Source organism: Parabacteroides chinchillae, from assembly GCF_900108035.1.
Taxonomy (GTDB): Bacteria; Bacteroidota; Bacteroidia; order Bacteroidales; family Tannerellaceae; genus Parabacteroides; species Parabacteroides chinchillae.
Genome location: NZ_FNVS01000024.1, coordinates 36,214 through 48,731 on the forward strand (window position 1 = coordinate 36,214; position 12,518 = coordinate 48,731).

Below are 12,518 nucleotides of genomic sequence, written 5' to 3' on the forward strand. Positions count from 1 at the left end.
ACAAATAAAATTTAGCGAATGTAATATTTATTACATTTTACATGCATATTGTTTAGTTTATTTGTTTTCCGTAAACATAATTAAAGAATAGGCCGTATGAATATAAACGAATTATAGAATGCTATGCTGTTTTTATGAGAGATGGATTGTGTCTGCTTATTCGGAAAAGAATTCTTTGCATATGTTCGGATTTTTATCGAATATTGCACTTTGAAAATTCTGTTGGAAAGTTGACATAGTATCAGAAGATGGGGAAAGTACTTATTATTGATGACGAGAAGCAGATACTGAGTTTACTGTCACGTATTATCGGGCTGGAAGGATATGAAGTTTATCAGGCTTCTTCCTGTAAAACCGGTTTGAAGCAGCTTGAGCAGTATACACCGGAAGTGGTGTTGTGCGACGTGCGGCTACCGGATGGAAGTGGTGTGGAATTAGTTTCGGAGTTGAAGAAGCTGTGTCCCTTAACGGAAGTTATTTTACTTACGGCGCATGGCAATATACCTGATGGTGTTCAGGCTATTAAGAACGGAGCGTACAATTATATAACAAAAGGAGATGACAATAACTGTATTCTTCCTTTAATTGCGCAGGCAATGGACAAAGCTTCGTTAGCTTATCGTCAACAAAAAGAAACAGTTTCGTCTGTAGGGCAGCAATACTCTTTTGATGTGATTGTTGGTAATTCTCCTGCCATCCGGGAGGCTGTTTCTTTGGCACAGAAAGTAGCTACTACAGATGTTCCGGTTTTGCTGACTGGCGAGACAGGAACGGGTAAGGAGGTCTTTGCCCAATCTATCCACCGGCACAGTGATCGTCAAGGAAAGGCTTTTGTTGCGGTCAACTGTTCTTCTTTCAGCCGTGATCTTTTGGAAAGCGAGATGTTTGGTCATAAGGCTGGGGCATTCACAGGAGCTTTGAAGGAGACAAAAGGCTTGTTTGAAGAAGCATCCGGAGGTACGATATTTCTTGATGAAATAGGAGAGATGGCTTTTGATTTGCAAGCTAAATTATTGCGTATTCTGGAGACCGGAGAATTTCTGAAGATCGGGGATACTAAACCAATCAAGGTTGATGTCCGTGTTATTGCTGCTACAAATCGGGACTTAGCCAAAGAAATTGCTAATAATAATTTTCGTGAGGATCTTTTCTATCGCCTGTCGGTTTTCCAGATTCATCTGCCGGCTTTACGTGATCGTACTGGCGATATTCCTCTTTATGTAAAAGCGTTTGTTGATGTATTTGCTGCAAAGATGGGTAAAAAGCAGATGAGGGTTTCTTCCGAATATATTAACGCCTTAAAGCTTCATCCCTGGAAAGGAAATGTTCGTGAACTGCGCAATGTAATAGAACGTAGTCTTATTATAGCTGATGGAGATGTCCTGACTATCGATACTCTACCTTTATATATGCTCCATCCGGAAGCTGCTTCTGCAGATAATTATTCGGGTTTTGACCTGAGTGGAATGGAAAAAATGCACATTTCGAAAGTCCTTAAATATACGAATGGTAATAAAACCGAAACTTCACGCCTGCTAGGTATAGGCCTTACTACATTATACAGAAAAATAGAAGAATACGGATTATAATTTTCTGTTCTTTTTTTCATTTTGAAAAACCAACCCTTCCATTTTGAAAAGGTATAAGATAAATTCTTATACCTTCTTTTTTATGTAAAATACTGCTTTGTAGTATGTTATGGATTTATTTCCTCTTTTGGCATGCCTTTGGTTTATAGAATAGCGAAATCAAGAGTATGAATAGATTAAAAGAAATTTGGTCATGGAAAATTCACTGTCATTTTTATTTATGTGTTTGACGGGCGTTGCCTGTTATTGGTTCTTTTTTAAGTGTGTTGATTGGTTCGAAAAGATTTAGAAGAAAGGAGATTTAAGTATGTATTTGATTTTAGCTATACTTTGTTTGGTAATCTTCGGGTATCTGATGTATGTATTGGTTAAACCCGAAAAGTTTTAATTCTAATAAGACGAAAAGATGAATACTGAATTGTTGGGCGTTATTGCGCAAATAGTCCTCTTGCTCGTATTGAGCTATCCGTTGGGAAAACATATTGCGAAAGTATATAAGGACGGAAGCGACTGGATGCGTTTTATGGCTCCGGTAGAGAAGTTTATGTATAAGATTTGCGGAATCAACCCCGAAGAAGAGATGAACTGGAAGGTTTTCCTCAAATCATTGCTTGTTATTAATATATTCTGGTTCTTTTGGGGAATGATCTTGCTGGTATTACAGGGTTACCTTCCGTTGAATCCGGACGGAAATGCGGGACAAACGCCCGATCAGGCGTTTAATACCTGTATCAGTTTTATGGTAAACTGCAACCTGCAGCATTATAGTGGCGAAAGTGGTTTGACTTACTTCACTCAATTGTTTGTTATTATGCTGTTTCAGTTTATTACGGCAGCAACCGGTATGGCTGCAATGGCCGGAGTAATGAAGGCGATGGCAGCCAAAACAACACAAACAATTGGTAATTTCTGGAAATATCTGGTGATAAGCTGTACACGTATTTTGTTCCCTATGTCTCTGATTGTTGGTTTAATCCTTATCCTGCAAGGTGTTCCGATGGGTTTTGATGGAAAGATGAAAGTTGCAACATTAGAAGGTGCCGAACAATTAGTTTCGCAGGGCCCGACAGCGGCTATTGTTCCTATTAAGCAGTTGGGAACGAATGGCGGAGGTTACTTTGGCGTGAACTCTTCGCATCCGTTGGAGAATCCTACCTATCTGACGAATATGCTGGAATGCTGGTCTATACTGATTATACCTATGGCAATGATCTTTGCTTTGGGTTTTTATCTGAAACGTAAAAAACTGGCTTATTCTATCTTTGGCGTGATGCTGTTTGCTTATCTGGCGGGCGTTTGCCTTAATGTATATCAGGAAATGAACGGTAATCCGAAGATTAGTGAAATGACGATTGACCAACGGTGTGGTTCGATGGAAGGGAAAGAAACACGAATCGGGGCGGCTGCCACTGCTTTATGGTCGGTAACGACTACGGTCACTTCTAACGGTTCGGTAAATGGTATGCACGACAGCCTGACGCCGCTTAGTGGAATGGTTGCTATGTTGAATATGCAGATCAATACTTGGTTTGGTGGTGTAGGCGTTGGTTTTCTTAATTATTATACGTTCCTTATTATAGCTGTGTTTATTAGCGGGCTGATGGTAGGACGTACTCCTGAATTTCTGGGAAAGAAGATAGAAGCCCGGGAAATGAAGATTGCTACTATCGTGGCACTTGCTCATCCATTTGTAATTTTATTCTTTACAGCCTTGTCAAGTTATATTTATGCGCATCATCCCGGTATTGTGGAAGCGGAAGGCGGCTGGTTGAACAATCCGGGATACCACGGTTTTAGCGAGATGCTTTATGAATATACATCTTCGTCCGCTAACAATGGTTCCGGTTTTGAAGGTTTGGGCGATAATACCTGGTTCTGGAACTTTACCTGTGGTCTGGCATTAATTATTTCGCGCTATTTGCCGATTATCGGTCAGGTTGCTATTGCCGGATTGCTGGCTCAGAAAAAATTCATCCCCGAAAGTGCTGGCACATTAAAGACAGACACAGGTACATTTGCCGTGATGACATTCTGCGTTATCGTGATTGTAGCTGCTTTGTCCTTCTTCCCTGCATTATCATTAGGCCCGATCGCCGAGTATTTCTCGTTGTAATTCATAATTTATAATTGATAATTCATGAAAAGTAATAAATCCGCTTCTTTGTTTCCAAAGGAGCTCGTCATAGAAAGCTTAAAGCAATCGTTCGTTAAGTTGAATCCACGCACGATGTTTCGTAATCCGATTATGTTTATTGTGGAGATTGTGACCTTTGTAATGTTCATTGTTACAATCTGGGCTGCTGCAACCGGTGCTCAGGATCAAGGTTCGTTTGGTTACAATCTGTTGGTGTTTCTCGTTTTGTTTGTTACGTTGTTGTTTGCCAATTTCGCCGAGGCTATTGCCGAAGCACGCGGTAAGGCACAGGCCGATAGTTTGCGTAAGACCCGCGAAGAAACACCAGCCAGGCTGCTTATCGGTAGTGATATTAAAGTAGTCAGTTCTTCCCGGTTGAAGAAAGGCGATATCTTTGTCTGTGAAGCCGGTGATACTATTCCTATCGACGGAGAAATTCTGGAAGGTCTGGCTTCCATTGACGAAAGTGCCATAACTGGTGAATCGGCTCCTGTGATTCGAGAGGCCGGAGGTGATAAAAGTTCCGTAACCGGCGGTACGAAAGTACTGTCCGACCAGATAAAAGTAGTAGTTACCACCCAACCGGGCGAGAGCTTCTTAGATAAGATGATAGCGTTGGTAGAAGGTGCTTCACGTAAAAAGACTCCAAACGAAATTGCACTGACAATTCTTTTGGCCGGCTTTACACTGGTGTTTGTTATTGTATGCGCAACTCTTAAACCTTTTGCCGATTATTCTGGTACGGCAATTACGGTAGCTGCTTTTATTTCTCTGTTTGTTTGTCTGATACCGACAACTATCGGCGGTTTGCTCTCGGCTATCGGTATTGCGGGGATGGATCGCGCCCTTCGTGCCAATGTTATTACCAAATCGGGCAAAGCTGTCGAAACGGCCGGCGATATAGATACTTTGCTTCTTGATAAAACCGGAACTATTACGATCGGCAATCGTAAGGCAACCCAGTTTTATCCTGTATCCGGAATAGATAAACTATCCTTTGTTCGAGCCTGCCTGATGGCGTCTTTGTCAGATGAAACTCCGGAAGGTAAGTCTATTGTTGAACTCGGACGTGAGAAAGGGATTCGTATACGGGATTTAAGTACTTCCGGTTCGCGAATGATTAAATTTACTGCTGAGACCAAATGCTCCGGCGTCGATTTAAAAGACGGAACCCGCATCCGCAAAGGTGCCTTTGATGCAATCCGTAAGATGAGTGAAGCTGCTGGCAATCAATATCCGGAAGAAGTGGCCGATCTGGTACGGAATATTACCAGCAATGGCGGTACTCCGCTTGTTGTCTCCCAAGATAACTTCATTATCGGTGTGATCGAATTGCAGGATATTATCAAACCGGGTATTCAGGAACGTTTTGAGCGTTTACGCAAGATGGGTGTTAAAACCGTGATGGTGACGGGAGATAATCCGTTGACTGCAAAATATATTGCCGAGAAAGCGGGTGTAGACGACTATATAGCCGAAGCAAAGCCGGAAGACAAAATGAATTACATTAAGAAAGAACAGGATGCCGGAAAGTTGGTTGCCATGATGGGAGACGGTACGAATGATGCGCCGGCACTGGCGCAGGCAAATGTAGGTGTGGCGATGAACAGCGGTACACAAGCGGCCAAAGAAGCCGGCAATATGGTGGACTTGGACAATGATCCGACTAAACTGATAGAAATTGTTGAGATAGGTAAGCAATTATTAATGACGCGTGGTACGCTGACAACTTTCAGTATTGCTAACGACGTTGCAAAGTACTTTGCCATTATACCCGCTTTATTCATGGCTTCTATACCTGCATTGGGTGCACTTAATATCATGCATCTGCACAGTCCGGAGTCTGCTATTCTGAGCGCCGTTATTTTCAATGCGATCATTATCCCGGTTCTGATACCTTTGGCTCTGCGCGGTGTAGCTTACAAACCGATTGGAGCTTCGGCGTTGCTTCGCCGTAACCTGCTGATTTATGGTGGTAGTGGCGTTCTTGTTCCGTTTGTCGGGATTAAGTTGATCGATATGGTAGTTAGCCTTTTCTTTTAGGCATTTGAATTAAAGAAAAAACAGGAAGAAAAAGTATGTTGACAATGATAGACCGAGCGGCTGATAATTATCAAATTACTCTTTCTTCGGTTGAAATAGAAAATAAACGTAATAGTAAAAAGAAATAATTAGCGATATGATTAAGAATTTGTTGAAATCATTCAAACTGACACTGGCGTTTTGTGCATTTTTTGGTGTCTTTTATGTATTTGTTTTGTGGATATTTGCCTTTGTGTTCAGCCCGAATAAAGGCAATGCCGAAGTAGTGGAACTGAATGGAAAGGTAATAGGTGCAGCCAATATCGGACAGGCCTTTACACAGGATATTTATTTCTGGGGACGTCCTTCACGTGCGGGTGACGGATATGATGCAACCAGTTCGGCAGGTAGCAATAAAGGTCCTTCCAACGAAGAATACCTGGCGGAGGTGAAAGTCCGTATAGATACTTTTTTACTGTATCATCCTTATTTAAAACGCGATCAGGTACCGGCCGAAATGGTGACAGCCAGTGCGTCAGGTCTTGATCCTGATATTTCTCCGAAAGCGGCCTTTGTGCAAGCCAAGCGCGTAGCTGATGCTCGTGGACTGCCCGAAGAAAAGGTAATGGCCTTGATTACAGAAAATACAGAGGCTCCTTTATTGGGTCTTTTCGGCATGGCAAAAGTGAATGTATTGAAATTGAATGTATCATTAGATAAGGCAATAAGCCGTAATTGATAGAAGTTATGAAATTGGATAAGTTAAAGATTGCCGGAATTACAGTAATAGCTTTATTGCTGTTTGTCTCGGCTGCAAAGGCAAGTACGAATAATAGTGGTTTAGGTTTTACGGTACAGGGTGATTTGGTAAGTTCATATATCTGGCGCGGTATGTATCAGACGGGAGCAAGTTTTCAGCCAACGTTGGGACTGAATGTTGCCGGTTTCTCGTTTACGGTTTGGGGTTCTACGGACTTTGATGGTTATCAGGCTTCGGAAGGATTGGCGAATAAGGAAATTGATATGACAGCGGCTTATACGTTCGGTAATACCGGACTGACGCTGTCTGTTGCCGATCTTTGGTGGGCAGGGCAAGGAGCCAACAAATTCTTTAACTTTAAAAGTAAAGAAACGGCGCACCATTTAGAAGGTGGATTGGCATACACGTTGCCGATAGAGAAGTTCCCGCTTTCGATGGCTTGGTATACGATGTTTTTCGGGATGGACAAAAATGCGGAAGGCAGACAGAACTATTCTTCGTATGCCGAACTGAACTTTCCGTTCTCGGTGAAAAGAGTCGGTTTGAATGTTACCTGCGGAGTCGTTCCTTATAAAGCGTTGCAATACTATACGAATAGTTTTGCCGTAACGAATGTTGCCTTGAAAGGAACAACGGAAATAAAGATAACGGATTCATTCTCTTTGCCTATATTTGCGCATGCAATCTGGAATCCGCGTTTGGAAGACATGCATTTGGTATTCGGATTTACATTGAAACCATAAAGCAACAGAAAGCGACTATATGGATAGACAGCATAGCGTACAACACTTTTTAGATTTGCTCAAGAAGTCCCGCCGTGGGAATTTTAAGGTCTACATCGGTATGATTGCTGGTGTAGGCAAATCATATCGTATGCTACAGGAAGCACACGACTTGCTGAACAGCGGTATTGACATCCAGATCGGTTATATTGAAACACACGGACGTGTGGAAACTGAAGCTTTGGTGGCCGGACTGCCCGTTATTTCCCGGAAAAAATTATTTTATAAAGGGAAAGAGGTGGAAGAAATGGATTTGCAAGCTATTCTGAGTATTCATCCCGAAGTTGTAATAGTGGATGAGTTAGCGCATACGAATGTAGAAGGTAGCAAAAACGAGAAACGCTGGCAGGATGTGATAGATATTCTGGAGGCTGGAATCAGTGTGATTACGGCAGTCAATATACAGCATCTGGAAGGATTGAACGAAGAGGTACAGTATATTGCCGGTGTAGAAGTAAAGGAACGTATTCCTGACAGCGTACTGGAACAGGCAGACGAAGTGGTAAACATCGACTTGACTGCCGATGAACTTCTTGCCCGCCTTAAAGCAGGAAAAATTTATAAGCCCGAAAAGATACAGACTGCGTTGAATAATTTCTTTAAGTCTGAGAATATTCTTCAACTCCGCGAACTGGCTTTGAAAGAAGTAGCACTACGGGTGGAGAAGAAGGTGGAAAACTATGTACAAGAGAACTTTAGAGTGCGTCACGAACGTTTTTTGGCTTGTATTAGTAGTAACGAGAAGACGCCGCGGAAAGTAATTCGCAAGGTAGCGCGGCTGGCAACGCGTTATAACTCGAAGTTTTATGTACTGTATGTTCAGACTCCGCGTGAAAGTGTGGAGCGGATTCCGTTGGTTAGTCAACGTCATTTGTCCAATCATTTCAAACTGGCTACAGAGTTAGGTGGAGAAATAATACAAATGCAATCGAAGAATGTTTCGGAATGTATCGTGCAGGTATGCAGGGAGAAACAAATTACTACGGTTTGTGTAGGAAAACCGTCTTTACGTTTCTCGTCCGTTATTGTATCTCTGCTGGATTATCGGATGTTATTGAATAATTTGTCGCAATTAAATATTGACCTTGTAATTATAGCTTGAGTATGTTTCAATCCATTCATTTAAAGATTAAAACAAAGCTGACTTATGGAATAGGTTTGCTGTTTGCAATGATTGTCTTGCTGGGCTGTTTGTCGGTAGAGAATATTTTGAATATGTCTTCCGATACACAGAATATTCTGGCAGATAACTACAACTCTTTACTTTATTCGCGCCGGATGCTGGATGCGTTGGAGCGGATCAAAACAGACCCGGTTGCCCGTTCTGAGTTTGAGAAGAATCTGGAATTGCAGAAAAAGAATATTACTGAAGTTGATGAAAATGCAGCTACTTCGTATTTGGCTATGCGTTATGAGTCGATGCTGAAAGACCGGAACGATACAACAATTCAGCGTGTGCGTATAGCCTTGAATCAGGTGATGAGTCTGAATATGGCATCTATTTACCGTAAAAGCCAGGTGGCGGAATCAACAGCACACCAAGCTTTGCTTTGGATTGGGGTGATTGGTGTGTTGTGCATACTTATAGCTTTTGTATTTCTGATAAAGCTTCCTCGTTCTATTGATGCTCCTATCCGTAAACTGAAAGACGGTATTATGGGAATTGCGAATCATAATTATGAAAAGCGGCTGGATTTGGGCGGGTATGAGGAATTTGCAGAAGTAGCGAACTCCTTCAATCGTATGGCAGAGCATCTTGCCGAATATCGTAAAAGCACATTGGCGGATATTATTCAGGCAAAGAAATATATTGAAGCAATTGTAAACAGTATCAATGAACCGATTATAGGTCTGAATGGTGACCGTTCGATTCTTTTTGCCAATGATGAAGCGTTAACGATTCTGAACCTGAAGCGGGAAAATGTGATTGGTAAGTCCGCAGCCGAATTAGCGTTGAAGAATGATTTGCTTCGCCGTTTGATTCGCGAATTGATTCAACCCAATGAGAAGAACGAGCCGCTGAAGATTTATGCAGATAATAAAGAAAGCTATTTTCAGGCCAAATATATTCCGATCCATGTGTCGGATGAAGATACGATGAAGAACCAGTATGTCGGTGATGTGATCTTGCTGAAAAATATTACAGAGTTTAAGGAATTGGATTCGGCTAAGACTACTTTTATCTCTACTATTTCTCATGAACTGAAAACACCTATTGCCGCTATCATGATGAGCTTGAAACTGCTTGACGATAACCGTGTCGGAGATATGAACGACGAGCAGAAAACTTTAACACAAAGTATTAAGGAAAGCAGCGATCGTTTGCTCGAAATTACCGGCGAACTTTTAAAGATGACGCAAGTGGAAACCGGTAAATTGCAGTTAAACCCGAAGATAACGAAACCAATTGAATTGATCGATTATGCAATCAAGGCAAACCGCGTGCAGGCCGAACGTTTCGGTTGTCATATAGAAGTAGAATACCCGGAGAAGATTTCCAAATTATTTGTGGATAGTGAGAAGATTGCTTGGGTACTTACAAACCTGCTTTCTAATGCGATTCATTATACGCCGGAAAATGGACGGATCATCATTGGAGCCCGGCAGTTGGATAAAGCGATCGATATTTTCGTTCAGGATTTCGGGAAAGGCATCGATCCTCGTTATCATCAAAGTATCTTCGACCGTTATTTTCGTGTTCCGGGTACGAAAGTACAAGGCAGTGGTTTAGGTCTGGCAATTAGTAAAGATTTTGTAGAAGCCCATGGCGGTACTATCCGGGTGGATAGTGAAGTTGGGAAAGGAAGTACATTTGTAATCCGGTTTGTCATATAGAAAATAGAAAAGAGGGCAATTAAAAGCCCTCTTTTGTAATATTGCTACCTACGGAAGTCGAAGAGTTAAGTTCTGGATTCCCTTTATAATGTATATCGCTACCTACGCTGGCAGAAGCTTTTAAATAGTCTGTGACATGTGTATATATGCCGGATCCGCTACTGGCAGAACACTCTAACCGGGCTATAATGAAATCGCTTCCTTTAATATTGGATCCTCTGGAAGCTTTATATAAAGCACTGTTTGCTTTCCCTTTAAGAGTGAGGTCGCTACCGCTGGTAGCTTTGCATTGGATCGATTCGCAAGTGAGGCTGCTAAGCACAATATCTCCTCCTGCCCGTGCTGTCACTGTACAATGATTCATTTGTACCGGATATTTCATAGTAATATCACTGCCCTTGCTTGTCAATATTTCCAGGTCGTCACCGGATAAAGGACTTTGTAACGCGAAATCTATGTTACCTGATGTATGGATTTTCTTTAAATTTTTGGATGTTCCATTTAGTTTGAAAGTGGTCGGGATTAATTCCTCCCCTCCTTTTGTGGTAATAGTTAGCTCTTCGTTGTTCGTCTTAATATTCAGGTATGGATAGAGATTCTCATCTATAATAATCTGAAGTGAAGCTGTTTCTTCCTGCTTATAATTAAATATGTATGAGGTTTGTTGTCCACTGGAAAACCAGTTGAACCAGCTGTTGTTGGATCCTAATGTGTTGGAACTTAGTAAGACTGAAGAGTATTCTCCTACTGAAATTTGTTTGGTTGTGATCTTACCGTTCCCTTTTATTGTTTTTGCCATGCAAGGCATTGTACAAAGGGTTATCAACGTAAATAATGTCATGATTCTTGTTTCCATAGTCGATAGAATTTAATCGTTTTTCTATTTAGACGCATGTAACAGGAAAATGGTTACATATTTTGGCACAAAAAACGTTACGTTAGATTCCTCTACTCAAAGCATATGGAATTATAACGTAACGTTTTGTTCCTTTACCCCTGCTTTTTCAGTAAGTCCCGAATTTCAGTAAGCAATTGTATGTCGGCAGGAGGAGCCGGTGGGGCGGGCGGAGTTTCTTCTTTCTTTTTACTTAAAGAATTCATACCTTTAATTAATAAGAATATGGCGAAGGCAATGATAATAAAATCAAGAGTAACCTGTATAAAGTTGCCGTAATTTATACTTACAGCGGGGGTGATGATTTTATCGCCTTCCATAACTGCATGTTTAAGCGTAATTTTCAGATCTGTGAAATTAACACCACCAATCAGTAATCCGATTGGAGGCATAATAAGATCGGCTACAACAGATGATACAATTTTGCCGAAAGCACCACCTATAATGATACCTACTGCCATATCTACCACGTTTCCGCGCATGGCAAACTGCTTAAATTCTTGTAATATATTTCCCATATTGTGTATTTTAGTTATAATTACAAATGTAATTTTTAATTTTGCATTATCATAACGTTTATTCCTTTTGTTTGATTCTCTTTACTATGGAGATGTCATATCCTCTTTGTTCTGCTTTGTTTAATAGAAGACGGATAGTTTCTTCGGGCAACTGAGGTGTACGGCTTAATATCCATAGATATTCTGATGTATTGCTGCCAATTAAAGCATATGAATAGTTTTTGCTGTCTAATTCCATTATATTGTATTCCGCATAAAACCAAAGAAAAAACGAAACTTTTAATTTTCCGGGTTCGGAGGCATTTGTTATTTTGGCTACACCTTTGGCTGTTTTGAAGTCTCCGGAGAAATCATTCCAGTATCCGCTGTTTATCACTTGTATCTTGCCATTGGGTAGTTTTGTGTATTGGGCTGTAACGCCAACCAGGTTATGTTCAAAACGATGGTCTATCCGTGCTATTTCAAACCATTTGCCCATATATTTATCTATGTCAATTGTTTTTATAGTTGTTTTGTCGATATCACGTTGTATGCATGAAGTATTCATTAGTAATATATATGTAAAGATTGTAAGTTTTAAATTCATATTTTAATTATTTCTTCTTATTATAAAACATAAGCTGTAGAGAAAAGGTTTTTTAGGAGCCTTTATTCCAATCATCCCGATGAAATAATAAAATCATCCCGATCTTTTTTTTAAATCATCGGGATGATTTATTTTCTGATTTTTGAATGTATTAAGCTTATTTGGTATCTTTAAGATGCCTGATCTGGCTTTGGCGGTATTGGAGGTATGCTATATTTGTTCCTTGAATATTACTGGCTGGGTTTTTCGTACATTATATATATAAATAAATCGTTAAGATTTAGGGATAACGAATCTGATAATTTTTTTTCAATATGTAACTTGCGGATGTTATGCAAATTAGGTTGTGCGCCTTGTTTTGTTTAAAAAAATAGTTGGAATAAAGTTTGGAATATAT

General features: G+C 40.7%; 11 protein-coding genes. 8 read left to right on the forward strand and 3 right to left on the reverse strand.

What is annotated here, in order from left to right; all coding sequences use genetic code 11:
• The first annotated feature begins 248 nt into the window (after window positions 1-248).
• From C4S38_RS15005 to C4S38_RS15040, 8 genes are all read left to right on the forward strand, one after another.
• Window positions 249-1,589: a sigma-54-dependent transcriptional regulator gene (locus tag C4S38_RS15005; protein ID WP_103984377.1), complete on the forward strand. Its 1,341-nt coding sequence runs from the start codon at window positions 249-251 to the stop codon at window positions 1,587-1,589.
• 307 nt (window positions 1,590-1,896) lie between these two features.
• On the forward strand, window positions 1,897-1,977 hold the full coding sequence (locus tag C4S38_RS15010) for a potassium-transporting ATPase subunit F (protein ID WP_103984378.1): 81 nt from the start codon (window positions 1,897-1,899) through the stop codon (window positions 1,975-1,977).
• A gap of 18 nt (window positions 1,978-1,995) precedes the next feature.
• Window positions 1,996-3,702 carry a potassium-transporting ATPase subunit KdpA gene (gene kdpA / locus C4S38_RS15015; protein WP_103984379.1) on the forward strand — a complete coding sequence of 569 codons (1,707 nt, stop codon included), beginning with the start codon at window positions 1,996-1,998 and terminating at the stop codon, window positions 3,700-3,702.
• Window positions 3,703-3,726: 24 nt separating this feature from the next.
• Window positions 3,727-5,766, forward strand: a complete 2,040-nt coding sequence (gene kdpB / locus C4S38_RS15020; protein WP_103984380.1) for a potassium-transporting ATPase subunit KdpB — start codon at window positions 3,727-3,729, stop codon at window positions 5,764-5,766.
• A gap of 136 nt (window positions 5,767-5,902) precedes the next feature.
• A complete protein-coding gene (locus C4S38_RS15025; protein ID WP_103984381.1) occupies window positions 5,903-6,484 on the forward strand; it encodes a K(+)-transporting ATPase subunit C in 582 nt (193 codons plus the stop codon).
• 8 nt (window positions 6,485-6,492) lie between these two features.
• Window positions 6,493-7,248, forward strand: a complete 756-nt coding sequence (locus C4S38_RS15030; protein ID WP_103984382.1) for a TorF family putative porin — start codon at window positions 6,493-6,495, stop codon at window positions 7,246-7,248.
• A 19-nt stretch (window positions 7,249-7,267) separates the two neighbouring features.
• Window positions 7,268-8,389, forward strand: a complete 1,122-nt coding sequence (locus tag C4S38_RS15035) for a sensor protein KdpD (RefSeq protein ID WP_103984383.1) — start codon at window positions 7,268-7,270, stop codon at window positions 8,387-8,389.
• Window positions 8,390-8,403: 14 nt separating this feature from the next.
• Window positions 8,404-10,122, forward strand: coding sequence for a sensor histidine kinase (locus C4S38_RS15040; protein ID WP_394340859.1), 1,719 nt, complete (start codon window positions 8,404-8,406; stop codon window positions 10,120-10,122).
• Between the two features lie 19 nt (window positions 10,123-10,141).
• Here C4S38_RS15040 and C4S38_RS15045 read toward each other — a convergent pair whose 3' ends face one another.
• From C4S38_RS15045 to C4S38_RS15055, 3 genes are all read right to left on the reverse strand, one after another.
• Window positions 10,142-10,978, reverse strand: a complete 837-nt coding sequence (locus tag C4S38_RS15045) for a head GIN domain-containing protein (RefSeq protein ID WP_103984385.1) — start codon at window positions 10,976-10,978, stop codon at window positions 10,142-10,144.
• Window positions 10,979-11,112: 134 nt separating this feature from the next.
• A complete protein-coding gene (gene mscL, locus C4S38_RS15050; protein ID WP_099463316.1) occupies window positions 11,113-11,535 on the reverse strand; it encodes a large-conductance mechanosensitive channel protein MscL in 423 nt (140 codons plus the stop codon).
• 58 nt (window positions 11,536-11,593) lie between these two features.
• Complete coding sequence (locus tag C4S38_RS15055) at window positions 11,594-12,121, reverse strand: lipocalin family protein (RefSeq protein WP_103984386.1); 528 nt, start codon at window positions 12,119-12,121, stop codon at window positions 11,594-11,596.
• Window positions 12,122-12,518 lie beyond the last annotated feature (397 nt).

Coding starts and splice junctions, on each gene's coding strand:
- mscL (WP_099463316.1), bottom strand. CDS start 11,535: ATGGGAAATATATTACAAGAATTTAAGCAGTTTGCCATGCGCGGAAAC.
- C4S38_RS15010 (WP_103984378.1), top strand. CDS start 1,897: ATGTATTTGATTTTAGCTATACTTTGTTTGGTAATCTTCGGGTATCTG.
- C4S38_RS15030 (WP_103984382.1), top strand. CDS start 6,493: ATGAAATTGGATAAGTTAAAGATTGCCGGAATTACAGTAATAGCTTTA.
- C4S38_RS15005 (WP_103984377.1), top strand. CDS start 249: ATGGGGAAAGTACTTATTATTGATGACGAGAAGCAGATACTGAGTTTA.
- C4S38_RS15035 (WP_103984383.1), top strand. CDS start 7,268: ATGGATAGACAGCATAGCGTACAACACTTTTTAGATTTGCTCAAGAAG.
- C4S38_RS15025 (WP_103984381.1), top strand. CDS start 5,903: ATGATTAAGAATTTGTTGAAATCATTCAAACTGACACTGGCGTTTTGT.
- kdpA (WP_103984379.1), top strand. CDS start 1,996: ATGAATACTGAATTGTTGGGCGTTATTGCGCAAATAGTCCTCTTGCTC.
- C4S38_RS15045 (WP_103984385.1), bottom strand. CDS start 10,978: ATGGAAACAAGAATCATGACATTATTTACGTTGATAACCCTTTGTACA.
- kdpB (WP_103984380.1), top strand. CDS start 3,727: ATGAAAAGTAATAAATCCGCTTCTTTGTTTCCAAAGGAGCTCGTCATA.
- C4S38_RS15055 (WP_103984386.1), bottom strand. CDS start 12,121: ATGAATTTAAAACTTACAATCTTTACATATATATTACTAATGAATACT.